The sequence below is a fragment of the Enterococcus sp. LJL51 genome (genome assembly GCF_049894025.1).
Classification (GTDB): domain Bacteria; phylum Bacillota; class Bacilli; order Lactobacillales; family Enterococcaceae; genus Enterococcus_L.
On record NZ_JBNEQE010000012.1, the window covers coordinates 1 to 15,011 of the forward strand.

At 40.9% G+C, this 15,011-nt stretch carries 15 protein-coding genes and 1 pseudogene; 15 read left to right on the plus strand and 1 reads right to left on the minus strand.

Annotation, left to right across the window (positions count from 1 at the left end):
- The 6 genes and pseudogenes from ACPWSO_RS11585 to ACPWSO_RS11610 form a co-directional block, all read left to right on the plus strand.
- Nucleotides 1–337: pseudogene (locus ACPWSO_RS11585) on the plus strand (transposase); the annotation flags it as partial.
- 244 nt (nucleotides 338–581) lie between these two features.
- Nucleotides 582–911: a hypothetical protein gene (locus tag ACPWSO_RS11590; protein ID WP_426083496.1), complete on the plus strand. Its 330-nt coding sequence runs from the start codon at nucleotides 582–584 to the stop codon at nucleotides 909–911.
- Between the two features lie 206 nt (nucleotides 912–1,117).
- Entirely contained in the window at nucleotides 1,118–2,809 is a 1,692-nt protein-coding gene (locus tag ACPWSO_RS11595; protein WP_426083498.1) for a patatin-like phospholipase family protein, read from the plus strand.
- Nucleotides 2,809–3,027 (plus strand): YdbC family protein, encoded by a 219-nt coding sequence (locus ACPWSO_RS11600; RefSeq protein ID WP_426083500.1) that lies wholly within the window; start codon nucleotides 2,809–2,811, stop codon nucleotides 3,025–3,027. The genes ACPWSO_RS11595 and ACPWSO_RS11600 overlap by 1 nt, the downstream gene beginning before the upstream one ends.
- Before the next feature lie 16 nt (nucleotides 3,028–3,043).
- Nucleotides 3,044–3,928, plus strand: coding sequence for a YicC/YloC family endoribonuclease (locus ACPWSO_RS11605; RefSeq protein WP_426083502.1), 885 nt, complete (start codon nucleotides 3,044–3,046; stop codon nucleotides 3,926–3,928).
- 74 nt (nucleotides 3,929–4,002) lie between these two features.
- The gene (locus ACPWSO_RS11610) at nucleotides 4,003–4,290 is read left to right on the plus strand and encodes a hypothetical protein (RefSeq protein WP_426083504.1); all 288 of its coding nucleotides are present in this window, start codon (nucleotides 4,003–4,005) and stop codon (nucleotides 4,288–4,290) included.
- A 74-nt stretch (nucleotides 4,291–4,364) separates the two neighbouring features.
- On the opposite strand, the gene ACPWSO_RS11615 is transcribed toward ACPWSO_RS11610, so the two are convergent.
- Nucleotides 4,365–5,240 (minus strand): hypothetical protein, encoded by an 876-nt coding sequence (locus ACPWSO_RS11615; RefSeq protein WP_426083506.1) that lies wholly within the window; start codon nucleotides 5,238–5,240, stop codon nucleotides 4,365–4,367.
- Nucleotides 5,241–5,656: 416 nt separating this feature from the next.
- Between ACPWSO_RS11615 and ACPWSO_RS11620 the strand changes: the two genes are divergently transcribed.
- The 9 genes from ACPWSO_RS11620 (at nucleotide 5,657) to rsmB (ending at nucleotide 15,003) form a co-directional block, all read left to right on the plus strand.
- The gene (locus ACPWSO_RS11620; protein ID WP_426083507.1) at nucleotides 5,657–6,517 is read left to right on the plus strand and encodes a glycosyltransferase family 8 protein; all 861 of its coding nucleotides are present in this window, start codon (nucleotides 5,657–5,659) and stop codon (nucleotides 6,515–6,517) included.
- Nucleotides 6,510–7,412 (plus strand): glycosyltransferase family 8 protein, encoded by a 903-nt coding sequence (locus tag ACPWSO_RS11625; RefSeq protein WP_426083509.1) that lies wholly within the window; start codon nucleotides 6,510–6,512, stop codon nucleotides 7,410–7,412. The genes ACPWSO_RS11620 and ACPWSO_RS11625 overlap by 8 nt, the downstream gene beginning before the upstream one ends.
- Nucleotides 7,413–7,676: 264 nt before the next feature.
- Nucleotides 7,677–8,210, plus strand: coding sequence for an FUSC family protein (locus ACPWSO_RS11630; protein WP_426083511.1), 534 nt, complete (start codon nucleotides 7,677–7,679; stop codon nucleotides 8,208–8,210).
- Between the two features lie 242 nt (nucleotides 8,211–8,452).
- On the plus strand, nucleotides 8,453–9,067 hold the full coding sequence (gmk, locus tag ACPWSO_RS11635) for a guanylate kinase (protein WP_426083513.1): 615 nt from the start codon (nucleotides 8,453–8,455) through the stop codon (nucleotides 9,065–9,067).
- A gap of 4 nt (nucleotides 9,068–9,071) precedes the next feature.
- The gene (gene rpoZ / locus ACPWSO_RS11640; protein WP_426083515.1) at nucleotides 9,072–9,377 is read left to right on the plus strand and encodes a DNA-directed RNA polymerase subunit omega; all 306 of its coding nucleotides are present in this window, start codon (nucleotides 9,072–9,074) and stop codon (nucleotides 9,375–9,377) included.
- Between the two features lie 241 nt (nucleotides 9,378–9,618).
- A complete protein-coding gene (gene priA, locus ACPWSO_RS11645) occupies nucleotides 9,619–12,045 on the plus strand; it encodes a primosomal protein N' (protein WP_426083517.1) in 2,427 nt (808 codons plus the stop codon).
- Nucleotides 12,046–12,208: 163 nt separating this feature from the next.
- A complete protein-coding gene (gene def, locus ACPWSO_RS11650; RefSeq protein ID WP_426083519.1) occupies nucleotides 12,209–12,703 on the plus strand; it encodes a peptide deformylase in 495 nt (164 codons plus the stop codon).
- Entirely contained in the window at nucleotides 12,696–13,637 is a 942-nt protein-coding gene (gene fmt, locus ACPWSO_RS11655) for a methionyl-tRNA formyltransferase (protein WP_426083521.1), read from the plus strand. Before def ends, fmt begins: the two co-directional genes overlap by 8 nt.
- Nucleotide 13,638: 1 nt before the next feature.
- Nucleotides 13,639–15,003 carry a 16S rRNA (cytosine(967)-C(5))-methyltransferase RsmB gene (gene rsmB, locus ACPWSO_RS11660; RefSeq protein ID WP_426083522.1) on the plus strand — a complete coding sequence of 455 codons (1,365 nt, stop codon included), beginning with the start codon at nucleotides 13,639–13,641 and terminating at the stop codon, nucleotides 15,001–15,003.
- Nucleotides 15,004–15,011 lie beyond the last annotated feature (8 nt).

Here is a 15,011-nt window from a genome sequence, read left to right on the forward strand (position 1 = left end):
CAGAATGCAAGAAGAAGCTTTCAGATGAAAAAACAGGTTCGATTTATCGACAACGGAAAATCGATGTAGAACCAGTGTTTGGGCATCTAAAGGCTCATTTGGCGTTCCATCGTTTCCATTTACGTGGAAAACAAGGAGCGAAGATTGATGTTGGTTTGGCTCTCATGGCACTAAATCTAAGAAAATTAGGAAAATATATGGAGAGAAAGAGAAGGGAAGAAAAAAAACAAGCCCGATTTTGACATTCATCATCAAAATCGAGCTTATTTTCTTTTTGAGAGTGGATTATGTCCCACTCCCACTCACTTTTTTGCCTATTTTTCATTCGTTTATTTAATAGAATTATATATGTTAGAATAGTTTTAATTAGTGGGAGATATAAATGCTGCTTTTAGCATAGATAATCGAGTTTATTACTGATTTATTTGGTTGGTTTTTCCGTTGCTTGCAAAAAAACTATCGGTATATACACTGTAAGGGAACTGAAAGAAAAAGTGAAAACATGAGTGTCTACTATTGAATTATCAAGCTGCTAATATTTTATTGAATTGTAATTATTGAAACAGGAAAGAAGGAATTGTATGGACGATAAACGACCGCAAATAAACGTGGAGATTGACCATGTGAAGCACTATCCCTTTGTACGTGAACAGCTGAAAAAGGAGCTGGAAAATCATTATCCGGATAATCCTGAAAGAGTAGCGGATGAGCTTCACGTTGCAGATGAGCTTCACAAAATTGAAGTCGAGATGCAGAAACTCATGCACATTGTGGATCAAAAAATGCTGGAGGCAGAAAAACGAGCGTTAGGTTTGTTAAAAAATACTCCTGAACGGATTCCTTTTTATATTCAGCAATTGAATGATGCATATACAGAATGGCGTGAAGAACAACAAAAGGGTACAGAATAAGGCTCAATCAAGAAGCGGATTTTTAGGTGTGGTTCGGCTATTGGTTGTAGTATCGTTGATTGCTCTGCTTATTTCATATAAAAGATTTAGGGTGCTTCCCTCGCCCTTTTTGCTGACACAAACAGTAAAATCAGCGGGAAACCTGTAATTTTTGTTATAATTATGTGTAAGAGTTATAGAAAACTTCTCAGATTGGAGCGGACTCAATGAAGGTGCTAAGATTATTTCCCTCGGATAGCTACGATTTCTCACTAGACATCAGTCAGTCACTGAGTGTTTTGCCTTTATACGGCACTCATTCTGAAGCACAGCAGGATTTCTTTGAACAGCTGCTTGATTATAAAACGAAGACCTATGTTATTTTTAAAGATAATACCCCGACAGTGTTTCTCAGTATTAAAGATGGGCAGCTGCTGAATCTTTTGACGCCCCGTCTATTAACGATCGGCTGGCAGTTTGTTTTTGACTGCATCGAGAATATAAGCAAGCGCAGTTTTGAGCGGATAATCATAATAAAATTCTATCGCTTACTGACAGAACCGGAAACATATAGATTGTTTAAACAAGGGTATCAGATTCAAGGAAACCGTGTCGCAAGTAAAGAACTAACTTATCATACCGCATTAGTTTTAGGCGGAGGAGGTGCACGGGGCGCTTATCAGATTGGTGTCTGGCAGGCGCTAAAGGAACAGGAGATTTCCATTCGTTTGATTACAGGAACTTCTGTTGGCGCGCTCAATGGCGCGTTGATTATTCAAGATGATTTGGAAGAAGCTAGAACGATGTGGGAAAGAATTGAAACCAATCAAATTCTCTCATTTCCGATGAAAGAGCGTTCAAGTAATACATTTTCCGATATGCTTAGCCAAATTGCTTCATTTACTATAGCAGCTATTCAGACTAGAGGTGTTTCTACACAGCCTCTGCAGCAGCTGTTGAAAGATACCTTTTCACAAGAAAAACTAAATAATGCTGTACAGGATTTCTATCTTGTGACGACCGAGCTTCCGGGAGTAACGGAGAAAGTCATTCATTTCAATACCTGTAAAGATCAGCAGTGGCAGCAATGGCTGTTAGCCTCATCTTCCTTTTTTCCGGCAATGGCAGCTGCTAACATTGATGGAAAATACTATGTTGACGGAGGCTATAAAAATAATATACCAGCAGATGTGGCCCTGGCAAATGGCGGGACAGAATCGATAATTGTTGATGTTAAGGGTCCTGGCTATACTAAACGGATTAGTTTCCCTGATGCCCATCCGGTACTCTATTTAAAAACACCTTGGTCTTTAGGCACTGTATTACTTTTTGATGGTGCACGCTCTGCTGTCAACATTCAGCTTGGGTATTTTGAAATGATGAAAGCCTTAGAAAAATACAGCGGATACTGGTACACGTTTAGTGACTCGGTGGAGGTGTCTGAACAGCTGCAAGAAAAATTTTTCAAGTATCTCCGAAAAAATTATCAGCTGTCGTTATGGAAAAACAGAGAGCAGCGAAAAAAGTTCTACCAAAAACTGCGTAAATATTATAAAGACAGGGTGTACGAAGAAAACATCAGTATGGCATTGCTGGAGCTGTTGGGTAAATCAGCTGATTTACTGCCTAACCGGTTATATACATTCGCTGAGTTTATCCAGTCGATTAAGAACCAGACCGAAAAAACCGCTGAAAATGATTTTCTGGGAATGGTTTCTGTACAGGAATGGATGGGAAGATATTACGAGGAGTTTTTCTTATTGTCTGAGCGAAGACAGCTGCAGCTGCTGACTGATTTCCTTAGCGTGGAAAAAGTAGAAAAAAACCAACGATTAAAATTATTGTTTGACCGTTTTCCAGTAATGGTTTTACTGGTATTACTTAAAGAATTTATACGAGAAGAAGGAGAAGATAACTAGTGGCTCAAGAATTTTCATACGAAATTGTAGAAGAAATAGCTGTACTTTCAGAAAATGCAAAAGGCTGGCGTAAGGAATTGAATCTAGTCAGCTGGAACGACCGTCCGCCAAAATTTGATTTAAGAGACTGGGCACCTGATCATGAAAAAATGGGAAAAGGGATTACCTTAACCAATGAAGAATTTGAGACATTGCGTGAAACACTAAAATCCATGTAGAAAGGACACCCTGTCAATGAAAAGTATGACCGGCTTTGGAAAAGAAACACTACAAAACGAGCAGTATCAGATTGATGTAGAAATAAAAACAGTCAATCATCGGTTTCTGGACATACAGCTAAGAATGCCTAAAGAAACAAATGCTTATGAGCTGGATGTCCGTCAGCTGATTAAAGAAAAGCTTCAGCGGGGCCGTGTAGAGGTCTATGTAAATATTCAAAAAAACAGCGACAGCAGCAAAGAGGTTCAGGTTCACTGGCACTTGATTCATCAGCTGCTGGAAGACATTCAGACAGAGCTTCAGAACTGCTATTCTATTGGAGAATTTAATCCAGCTGCTAGTGTTAATCAATTGTTGAACAACTCGGAATATGTGGAAATTATAGAGAGTAAGGAAACGGATGAACACTTTGCACAGCTTTTCCTGGCAGCTGTTGAGGCTGGCGTTCAAAAAGCGGATCAGAGCCGTTGCCGGGAAGGCGAGAAAATCCAACAGGTTCTGCAGGAATATACGAATGATTTTTCCGGACTAGTGACAGAGCTAACGACGTTCACTGCTGCTTATGAAACAGATTATAGAGAGCGTTTTGAAACGAAGCTCAAGGAATGGTTGGGTGCTCATGTGGATGAAAGTCGTCTGTTGACGGAGATGGCACTGCTTTTAGAAAAAGGCGATATTCATGAGGAGCTGGATCGGCTGGTTATTCATATTGAAAAACTGGAAGAGCTGCTGCTGCAAACTGCGCCTGTTGGTCGGGAGCTGGATTTCATGATTCAGGAAATGAATCGTGAAGTCAATACAATCGGATCTAAGTCAAGCCCGATTGAAATTAAGAATTTTGTTGTTCAGCTCAAGACCATATTGGAAAAAATCCGTGAACAAATCCAGAACGTAGAATAAGGGTTATTCGTTTATGATTCTGCCTTTTCAAGCTATAATAATAGAGATAGAAAAACTGAACTGAGGTGGCAGTAATGATAAAATACTACGATGTAACATTTCATGAATTAAGCGGAAAGTCAGTTGTGAAAAGAGAGATTTCTTCCGAGAAAGAGGTCTTTGACGTCTGGCAGGATGCCTGTGATTCATACACAGAAGAGGCGTTTAACCTGCGAATTAACGAAGACACTTTTGTAACGTTGAACCGCCGCTTTGTCGTTCGGATTGATACCGAAGAAGTCGATGGACCAGCGGAAAAGCAGATTCGTCGTCATGATGAGCTTATGGGTGTTGTTAATACATTGTCAAACATGGGCTTTTAGAGAAGCTTGGAAAATATTAAAAAAACCGTTGAGGCTATTGCAGGGAATGCTGCAGCCTCAACGGTTTTCTTTTTTCAGCCATTCAGCAGCCAGAGAGGGTAAAGTTGGGAAAGCCATTCAGAAGGCTTTCTGCGGCTCTCGAAGCTAACATAGCCTTTATAGGAATATATATATTCAAGCTTCCATTGATTATTGCCAATCTGCTTTTTTTGAAGCAGTTCAAGCAAGGGTTGTGCGTGAGAGTCATTCGTTACACTGCCTTTTCCCATGATATAGACTAAATCAGTCAGGCTTAAAAAATAGCTTTGGGGAAAAGCTGAAGCAGTGATATGTTTGCTTATTGGTCGTTCTTCTGACAAACGTAGGAAAAAACGATGCTTCAGCATATAAGCTAAGCCTTGTTTGATAAGCTCAGCTACTTCTAAATCAGGTTCCTGTTGGTATTCCCGATAGGTCAGCAGCGCCCGCATGGTTTTTCCAATACCAATATAACAGGGTACAGTATTTAGACAACCGCCGTGTTTAAAAATACCTGTTCCATTCCAAGTACTTTGTTGTTCCCGTTCAAATAGCTGATACTTCTTAATCCAGTTTAACGCATTCTGTGCGGAAGCGGATTGACTCAGACCTAAACGGGTATAAGCCTCCAGCAGCATAGCATTATAGCATGGAACAATATCATTTCCAGCACCTGTATAGGAAAACCCCTCAGGTGTAGCCAAGGTCTGTTCTATTTTATTCAGTAGTTCTTTCGTATGTTCTAAATGACCGGCAAAGGGAATTTCTGCTAAGGCTACCAAGTTGAACAGGTTAGACAAATTATTTTCAGAGGTTGGCTGTTCAGTCAATTTGCTGACCAAAGAAGATGTCTCTAAGAGCTGCAACGCTGTTTTGTCATCAACTGGCTGATTTTTTTCACAAGCCAGCCGTAATGTTAAGGCTGTATCCATGATTTTCACCTCGCGTATTTTTTTGGCTAATGGTATGCCGAAAGCTAGACTATCAGCTCGACTTTTTAAATGCTTCCAGGTTCTATTTTACAAGAGAGATAGTCATTACTTTTGGTTGATTCCTAAAACTATCATAACAGGTGTAAGTTTTCTTGTTCAATCTTTATTCGTTTTTTTTAGCAGTTAAGCTGTTAGAAATTTAGTGATTTTTTCATTTCAATTTGTGAGATGGGAGATAAGCTATAGGACCTTGAAATAATTCCTCGTTTTAATTTATACTCAAAAATATGCATAGGAAAACAATAAATTTCCCTTATTTCTCGCTTTTTGTTCCTGTATTTTTGGTTTTAAGTCGTTTTTTTTGAAAAAAATATCATTTAGTTTTAATCTTATTTTTAAGAAAGGGGAGATCTTATATGCAATTTGAAAAAATACCTGTTGTGAGTGCTTCCGATGAACATTATGCACCATTCTTGTGTGTAATGATCACTTCTTTATTGGAAAACACTTCTCCGAATGAAGCCATCGATTTTTATATACTGGATGATAAAATATCCAGGACAAGTAAAAATTATTTGAAGCAAACTGTCAAAATCCATTCTAATCAAGCCTCAATCAGCTTCTTACCAGTTGATAACAGCCTGTATGCCGATTTCCTAGTCAGCGACCACATTACAACAACAGCTTACTTTAGAATTTCTCTACCTAAACTCCTAAAGGATTATGAGTATACTAAGGTTCTCTACATTGATGCTGATACGTTAATATTGGATGATGTCAGAAAATTGTACGATTGCCCGCTGCAGGATAAAGTGATTGGTGCAGTGATTGATCCAGGACAAACAAAAGCGCTGGCGCGTCTAGGGATTGAATCGCAGGATTACTATTTTAATTCAGGTGTCTTACTGGTAGACCTAAAAAAATGGAATGAAAAAAGGATTACAGAAAAGACTCTGGCATTTTTGACTGAACATGGAGATAAAATCATTTATCATGATCAGGATGCCTTGAATGCTGTTCTTTATGAGCAATGGGCGCCGCTGCATCCCCGCTGGAATATGCAGACTTCGTTGGTTTTTGAAAGACATCCGGCGCCAAATGAGCATTATCAGATGTTGTATAAAGAAGGCAATGATGATCCTGCAATCATTCATTTTACTGGCCATGACAAGCCGTGGAATACCCTGGTGGATCATCCATATCAGCAGCTGTACATGGAGAAACTGGGAGCAAGCATTTTTAAAAATACTAAAAAGGAAGTGGTTTCTAATGAATAAAGAAAAAATCACTATTGTCTCCTGCTGTAACGATGCTTTTGTCCCTCATCTAACCACTTTGTTTATATCGATTTTGGAAAATACCTGTGAACCATTTTCTAATTTTGCATTCTATGTTGTTGAAGACAATATTAGCTATAAGAATAAGGAACTCCTTCAGCAAAGTCTAGCGCCCTACCATGTGCAGGCTATTTTTTTAAACGTAAACGAGGAGTACTTTTCAAATGCGGTGGAAAGTGACCGAATACCGAAAACCGCTTATTTCCGGATTGTTATTCCTGAACTATTTCGAGACAAAGGGGTAGAGAGACTGCTTTATTTGGATTGCGATATGGTTGCTGCAGCAGACATTACCAATCTCTGGTCCGTTGACCTATCCGACTATTTATTGGCTGCGGTAGAGGATGCAGGCTTCCATCATCGTTTAGAAAAAATGGAGCTTCCCGTTGTATCCACCTGCTACTTCAATTCAGGCTTGATGCTGATTAATGTTGATGCATGGCTGAAAAATGATATTTCCCAAAAAGTCCTGAACTTTATCGACAAATACCCAGAAAAACTGCGTTTTCATGACCAGGACGCATTGAATGCTGTTTTGCATGATCGTTGGCTGCGGCTGCATCCCAGCTGGAATGCACAAAGCTATATAATGGAAAGGAGCAAACAGCATCCAACTGCCCAAGGTGAACAGGAATATAGAGAAACCAGAAAGCAGCCTAAAATTATCCATTATTCAGGACACATTAAACCATGGCACGAGGAGTTTGATTCCCCAACTGTGAAGTATTATGAAAGATATTACAACTTAACCGCATTTCCTCCTCATAAGCAATTTCTGATCAAGAAGTACAACCATGCACAGATTATCCGCAGTAAGAGCTCGCTAGAAGGCTAAATGCATTTCAATGCTGTCTGCAGGCAAAAAGCAGCGGATGAGTAAGAGATATTTGTACTAAGGAGAAAATCGAACAAATAATCAGCTGTTTAGAGAAGGGATGTTTATTCGTCCTGTATCTGGACAGCTTTCTTGTTTCTATGCTTTTTATTAATAAAAAAAGAGATTCACTTCATTTCCTGGTTCATTGTCGTAAAATCAGCGGTTTTCAATAGGTTTTTATGCTAGAATGGAAAGCAATGGTATTGATTAGGAGAAGTATGTATGTTTGGGTTTAAGATTGGTCTGCGGACCATAAAAACTGGAGTTAGTGTGTTTATCTGTATTTTATTAAGTATATTGCTTCGTAGAGAAACGTATGTGGTATCGGCTATTACCGCGGTATTTACCCTTAGAGAGGATATGAGCAACACCCTTTCTTTTGGCAAGCATCGAGTAGCAGGCAATACAATCGGTGCGCTTACGTCAGTTTTTGTGATTTTCATCTTTAATCTGTTTGGGGATTCAGAACTCGTCCAGCTGATTGCTGTTCCGCTGACAATTGTAGCGATGATTACGATTCTGGTAAGGTTTCAATTTCAAGAGGGCGTAGTCGGTGCAACTGCCACATTATTGACCATTGTATTTATGATTCCTGCCCATTCTTCTTATGTTTATGCGCTTAATAGAGTAGTAGACAGCTTTATTGGGTTGGGTGTGGCGATTCTTGTCAATTATCTGCTTCCAACAAAATTTGAACCGGTATTGGCAACGTTTATGGACAAGCTTAGTAGAAAAAAACAGCAGGAAACAAAATAGTGCAGGTCTTCTTTAACGCTTTTGACAGCTCTGCAAACAGTAAGAGTATTGTTTAAGAGAGAAAGAGCAACTTAGGTGGAGGCTTTTTTCATTGAAAAATAGTGGAAATCAAGCGCAGCTATCTATTTTGTGTGTAAGAAGTGATTTTCTTAGAAAACCTTAATGATAAAGTCTTGAAAATTGCTGAAAAAAAGTGCATTATAGAAATAATGACAAAGACATATAATTGAAAGGAAGTCATCATGGCAGATCGCGGTTTACTAATAGTATTGTCAGGTCCTTCTGGCGTTGGCAAAGGTACAGTTCGCAAAGCAATCTTTGAAAGCGAAGAACATGAATTTCAATATTCTGTTTCTATGACGACTCGTAAAAAGCGCGAGGGCGAAGTAGAGGGCGTCGATTATTACTTCCGCAGCAGGGAAGAATTCGAAGCAATGATTGAAGCAGGGGAAATGTTGGAGTATGCAGAATACGTAGGCAATTACTATGGGACCCCTCTTTCTTATGTAAACCAGACACTGGATGAAGGAAAAGATGTTTTTCTGGAAATTGAGGTGCAGGGAGCGCAGCAGGTTAAAGAAAAAGTTCCTGACGGCGTCTTCATCTTTCTGACACCGCCGGATTTGGCTGAGCTGAAATCCCGGATAGTCAATCGGGGAACAGATGATATGGCTGTGATTGAGCAGCGGATGCAGGTCGCAAAAGAAGAGATTGAAATGATGGCACTATACGATTACGCTGTGGTGAATGATAAAGTATCATTAGCAGTAGAACGAATCAAGCGGATTATAGCAAGCGAACATTTCCGTGTTGATCGAGTGATTGGAAAATATATTAAAATGTTAAAGGAGATGTAGCCAAATGATGTTGAAACCGTCTATTGACTCATTATTAAAAGAAGTTCCTTCAAAGTATTCACTAGTTATTCTGGCAAGTAAACGTGCCCATGAATTAGAAGCTGGCGCACAGCCGACAATCGAAAGCTTTGAGTCTGTTAAAAGTGTTGGACAAGCACTGGAAGAAATTGATGCTGCAATGGTTATCAATGATCCGAATCCAGAAGATAAGCGTGAACGTCTGCGGATGGCTAAGGAAGAGCAGAAAATGCTTAAAGAACAGGAACAAAAGGAACTGGAAGAACGTATTCGGGAAGAAAGCAATTTATAGAAATGAACAAGGTGAAATCAGGCATAGAGGGCGGCAGTCCTTCTCATTAATTCATGAGCTTAAGGAGAATAGCCTCAGCTTGTTCAATGATTATTGATAGTTAGAAGCGGGGGCAAAGATAACGAATCTGCGTCCCGGCTTTTTTTCGTCTAATATTGTCCGACAGAGGTACAAGACAAACAGCCGATTCTTTAGTACAATAGGCAAAGAGATTTTCAGTACATAGAAAGGAAGGATCGATATGGAAAAAGTTGCACAAGTCATTGTTGATGTACCAACCATGCAGACAGATCAGCCGTTTACCTATCTGGTTCCTTCAAAGCTGAGAGAACAGATTAGAGTAGGTATGCGGGTAGAAGTCCCTTTTGGGATGGGCAATAGACACGTTCAGGGCTTTATCGTTGCTCTTGATGATCGAGAAGCAGCAGAGGATTCTGCCTATGAACTAAAGGAGATTACGTCAGTTTTAGATTTGAAGCCTGTGTTGAATCAGGAAATGCTGGCATTGGCTGATTATATGAAAGAAAAGGTCTTTGCCTTTAAAATCACCTGTCTTCAAACGATGCTTCCCAGTGTAATGCGTTCTGCCTATCATAAATATATTTATTTAACGGATGAAATTGATGAAGCCCTTCAAGATGAGTTGTTTTACGGACTGGAGGAGATATCCTGGGAGGAGGCGGAAGCCAGAAATATTCTGCCTCAGTTGATGAAGCTCCGTACACAGCAGAAGGTCGATATTCGTTATGAGGTTCAGACGAAAAATAGAGTTAAAATGACCCGTTATGTGCAGACAGCAATGTCCTTTGAACGACTGGAAGAAGAAAAAGAGTCATTGCGAAAAGGGTCAAGAAAAAAGGAACAGCTGCTGCAGTTTCTCCAAAAATTAAATGAAGAGCAGCTGATTGCTGTTAAAGACATGAAGGAGAAAGGCTTTAGCACAGCTGTTTTGAATGATGGCACAGCAAAAGGCTGGCTTCGTTTTATCGAAAAAGAAACCTATCGAGATCCTTTTGCAGACCAGGAGTTTGCGAAGACGGAAGCACTGCAGTTGAATGCAGAGCAACAGATAGCTGTTGAGGATATTCTCCACTCGATGGAAACAGAACAGCCAGACACTTATTTGCTGGAAGGGATAACCGGCAGTGGTAAGACAGAGGTCTATCTCCAAGTTATCGCAGAAGTAATGGCTCAAGAGAAAACAGCAATCATGCTAGTACCAGAAATTTCATTAACACCACAGATGGTTCAGCGTTTCAAAAGCCGTTTTGGCGAACAAGTTGCGGTTCTCCATAGTGGTTTGTCCCAAGGAGAAAAATATGATGAATGGCGTAAAATCGAACGTGGAGAAGCACAAGTTGTGGTTGGTGCCCGTTCTGCTATTTTTGCTCCGCTGTCTCGTCTAGGTGTAATTATTATTGATGAGGAGCATGAAGCAAGCTATAAACAGGAGGAAACACCGCGTTATCATGCCAGAGACCTTGCTATCTGGCGGGGAGCGTTTCATGGATGTCCCATTGTACTGGGAAGTGCTACACCATCATTGGAATCCAGAGCACGGGCGCAAAAGAAGGTCTACAAGCATCTGCTTTTGACTCAGCGGGCGAATACTTCAGCAAGCTTACCTGCCATCGATGTGGTTGATATGCGTGCGGAAGTTCAACAGAAAAATGTTTCTTCATTTTCACGGCTGCTGCAGGAGAAAATCAGGGAACGTCTGGAGCGGAAAGAACAAAGTGTACTGATGCTGAACCGGCGCGGCTACTCTTCGTTTGTCATGTGTCGGGATTGCGGTTATGTATTGCCTTGTCCGAACTGTGATATCTCATTAACGCTGCATATGGATAGTAAAACGATGAAATGTCATTACTGTGGTCATGAAGAAGGGATTCCTTACAAATGTCCTAATTGTGCAAGCGATAAAATTCGTTACTATGGAACAGGAACGCAAAAAGTAGAGGAAGAATTAAAGGCGCTTTTTCCTGATAGCCGGGTTTTACGGATGGATGTGGATACCACTAGACGCAAAGGGTCCCATGAAAAAATCCTTTCAGCGTTCGAACGTCAGGAAGCAGACATTCTTCTAGGTACTCAGATGATTGCTAAAGGCTTGGATTTCCCTAATGTTACATTAGTTGGGGTGTTGAATGCTGATACAGCGTTGAATCTGCCGGATTTTCGTTCTAGTGAGCGCACCTTCCAGCTGCTGACGCAGGTAAGCGGCCGGGCTGGCCGGGCTGAAAAACCGGGTGAAGTGGTAATTCAGTCCTTTAATCCAGAGCACTATGCTATTCAGCTGGCGAAGGAGCAGGGATACGAAGCCTTTTATCAGCAGGAGATGCAGATTCGCCATAGAGGAGATTATCCGCCGTTTTACTTCACTGTACAAATTACAGCCAGTCATCCGGAAGAAAGCTATGCTGCTAAGCAGATGTTTTCTATTATGAAAGAGCTGCAGCAGGGTTTGTCAGATCAGAGTATACTGCTGGGTCCAACACCTAATGCAATTATGCGGGTGAACAACCGGTATTACTACCAAATGATTATTAAGTATAAAAAAGAAGAGCAGCTGCACGGGATTCTGAAAAAAATTCTATCAGACACGCAGGCGGCAACCGCAAAAGGGATGAAACTATCAATTGATGCAGAGCCGATGAACTTTATTTAACCGAAATGCTGCAAAATTATTGAAAGCGATACTATAGAAAGTTTCAAAAAGAATGTTTGCCATTTTCAAAAATAAACCAATTTAAAATGACTGTTGATGGAACGATTATGCTGTTCAGTACTCAGAATGGTGAACAGTAGTTAATAAACAAAAGGAGGTACGCATGCGCTATCCAATAGTAATCTATCCGGATGCTAAGCTGACGAAAAAAACGAAGCCAGTAACGCTAATTACGGATGAAATCGTTCAATTACTGGACGATATGTATGAAACAATGACTGCTCATGACGGAATCGGAATTGCTGCGCCCCAGATTGGTAAAAATTTACAGCTGGCGGTAGTTGAAATTGATGAAGAAAGCGGTTTGTTTGAACTAATCAATCCGGAAATTATTGAGCGTGTCGGTAAGGATGTTGACGTGGAAGGCTGTCTTAGTGTACCCAACCGGTATGGGACAGTACAGCGTGCTGAGGAAATAACTGTCCGCTATTTTGACCGGGAAGGGGAAGAAATAGAGGTAACTGCCTATGGCTATTTAGCACGGGCGTTTCAGCATGAAATCGATCATTTGAACGGAGAACTGTTCATTGATAAAATTATCGAAGAGATTGCTCCGGAAGATTTAGAAGCTTATATGGAGGAACAGTTAGATGACTAAAATTATTTTTATGGGAACACCGGCTTTTTCAGTTCCAATATTAGAAGGACTGATTGAAGCGGGGTATGATATACAGGCTGTGGTTACACAGCCGGATCGACCAGTTGGGAGAAAACGCATCATGACGCCTCCTCCTGTTAAGGAGGCAGCGGTGAAGCATGGTCTGCAGGTTCTGCAGCCGGAGAAAATCTCCGGATCAGAGGAAATGGAAACAATCATCGCATTGGCTCCAGATGTAATTGTTACAGCAGCCTTTGGCCAGTTTTTACCGGAACGTCTGCTGCAGGTTCCAGCGTTTGGTGCAGTGAATGTTCACGCTTCTTTACTGCCGAAATACCGTGGCGGAGCACCTGTTCATTATTCCATTATGAATGGAGAAAAGGAAACAGGCGTAACCATTATGGAAATGATTAAAAAAATGGATGCAGGCGGCATCTATGCGCAAAAGAGCATACCGATTTCACAACTAGATGATGTGGGAACGATGTTTGATAAACTCAGCTTAGTTGGAAAAGAGCTGTTGCTGGTAACTCTGCCGGGGATTCTGTCTGGGGAAACCAAGCCAGTTCCTCAGGATGAATCACAGGTGACCTTCTCGCCGAATATCACGCGGGAACAGGAACGGATTGACTGGCAGAAAACCGCCGCTGAGATTGATTGTCAGGTTCGCGGGCTGCGTCCTTGGCCGACAGCCTTTGCTGTTTATCAGGGAACGAATTGGAAAATCTGGGAAACAACGCCGTTGCTGGAAACAACCACCGCTGAACCCGGCACAATTATTAAACGAAGCAAAAAAGAATTATGGATCGCCTGTGGAGCTGGAACCGTTCTTTCAGTGAATCGTTTGCAGCCTTCAGGTAAAGGAAAATTATCTATTCAGGAGTTTTTGAACGGTTCCGGCCAAGGGGTTAAGGAATCAGAAAAGGTGGACTAGTATGGGAAAACGAATGTCGGCAAAGGTCAAAAAGTCTGTACGGTTCGCTGCACTGCAGACTATTGAACGAATTGATAAGGGCGGAGCGTATTCAAATCTGCTTTTGAGTGAAATGATTGAAAAATCCAATTTACAGGAAAATGATATTCGGCTTTTTACAGAGCTTGTTTATGGAACAGTCAGCCGCAAGCTGCTGTTGGAATACTTTCTGACGCCTTTTATCAAGAAGCCACAGAAAGTGGACAGCTGGGTGAAGAATCTGCTGATTTTATCCTTGTATCAGTCACAGTATCTGGATAAAATTCCAGATCACGCTATTATCAATGAAGCAGTAGAAATTGCTAAACAAAGAGGAAATGTAGGGGCGGGCAAGTTTGTTAATGGTGTATTGAGAAGTATTCAGCGACAAGGAGTTCCTTCAATAGAAAAAATTGCTGATCCATTAGAGCGTCTGTCTGTAGAAATCAGTATGCCTCTTTGGCTGACCCAAAAACTTGTTAATCAGATTGGCTTGGAGGAGACTCGAAAATTAGGGCTGTCCCTTTTTGAACGCAGCCATGCCAGTGCACGGGTAGATGTACGTCATCTAACTTGTGCAGAGGCCATTGAGCATCTTGAACAAGAAGAAATTCAAGCAGTCCCAAGTGTGGTTTCCCCGTATGGAATTATCGCTGAAAAAGGCTTTCTAGCTGGAAGTACATTGTTTAAAGAAGGACAAATTACTGTTCAGGATGAAAGCTCTATGCTGGTTGCTCCAGCTCTGCAGATAGAAAAAAATCACCAGGTTCTAGATGCTTGTGCAGCACCAGGTGGAAAAACAACCCATATAGCTGCGTTTTTAGAAGCTTCAGCAGGAGGCCGGGTTACAGCATTAGACATTCACCAGCATAAGGTGAAGCTGATAGAGGAAAATGCAGTTCGGCTGCGTGTTGAAGACGTGGTCATTCCAGAAAAGATGGACGCACGTTCAGTGAAAGATAATTTTCCGGCGGAAACCTTCGACCGCATTCTAGTAGATGCACCTTGTTCAGGTTTAGGTTTGATGAGAAGAAAGCCGGATATCAAATACCATAAAACAGAGCAGGACTTTGAGCAATTGCCTAAGATTCAGTTAGAAATTCTTGAAAGTACTGCACATACATTAAAGCAATGGGGTATAATGGTCTATAGCACATGCACGATTGCGAAAGAAGAAAATCAGGAGGTCGTTGCAGCATTTCTAGCAAAACATCCTGAATTTAAAAAAATCGATATAGCAGGTAATGAGCTGATTCAACAGGCAGTCACAGATCAAATGCTGACGATTTATCCCCATCAGTTTTTAACAGATGGATTCTTTATTTGCTGTATGCAGAAAGTTTCTTAAATGAGGTG

Excerpts from the sequence above, each read along its gene's own strand:
- ACPWSO_RS11590 (WP_426083496.1), top strand. The coding sequence starts at position 582 with ATGGACGATAAACGACCGCAAATAAACGTGGAGATTGACCATGTGAAG.
- ACPWSO_RS11595 (WP_426083498.1), top strand. The coding sequence starts at position 1,118 with ATGAAGGTGCTAAGATTATTTCCCTCGGATAGCTACGATTTCTCACTA.
- ACPWSO_RS11605 (WP_426083502.1), top strand. The coding sequence starts at position 3,044 with ATGAAAAGTATGACCGGCTTTGGAAAAGAAACACTACAAAACGAGCAG.
- ACPWSO_RS11610 (WP_426083504.1), top strand. The coding sequence starts at position 4,003 with ATGATAAAATACTACGATGTAACATTTCATGAATTAAGCGGAAAGTCA.
- ACPWSO_RS11615 (WP_426083506.1), bottom strand. The coding sequence starts at position 5,240 with ATGGATACAGCCTTAACATTACGGCTGGCTTGTGAAAAAAATCAGCCA.
- ACPWSO_RS11620 (WP_426083507.1), top strand. The coding sequence starts at position 5,657 with ATGCAATTTGAAAAAATACCTGTTGTGAGTGCTTCCGATGAACATTAT.
- ACPWSO_RS11625 (WP_426083509.1), top strand. The coding sequence starts at position 6,510 with ATGAATAAAGAAAAAATCACTATTGTCTCCTGCTGTAACGATGCTTTT.
- ACPWSO_RS11630 (WP_426083511.1), top strand. The coding sequence starts at position 7,677 with ATGTTTGGGTTTAAGATTGGTCTGCGGACCATAAAAACTGGAGTTAGT.
- gmk (WP_426083513.1), top strand. The coding sequence starts at position 8,453 with ATGGCAGATCGCGGTTTACTAATAGTATTGTCAGGTCCTTCTGGCGTT.
- rpoZ (WP_426083515.1), top strand. The coding sequence starts at position 9,072 with ATGATGTTGAAACCGTCTATTGACTCATTATTAAAAGAAGTTCCTTCA.
- priA (WP_426083517.1), top strand. The coding sequence starts at position 9,619 with ATGGAAAAAGTTGCACAAGTCATTGTTGATGTACCAACCATGCAGACA.
- def (WP_426083519.1), top strand. The coding sequence starts at position 12,209 with ATGCGCTATCCAATAGTAATCTATCCGGATGCTAAGCTGACGAAAAAA.
- fmt (WP_426083521.1), top strand. The coding sequence starts at position 12,696 with ATGACTAAAATTATTTTTATGGGAACACCGGCTTTTTCAGTTCCAATA.
- rsmB (WP_426083522.1), top strand. The coding sequence starts at position 13,639 with ATGGGAAAACGAATGTCGGCAAAGGTCAAAAAGTCTGTACGGTTCGCT.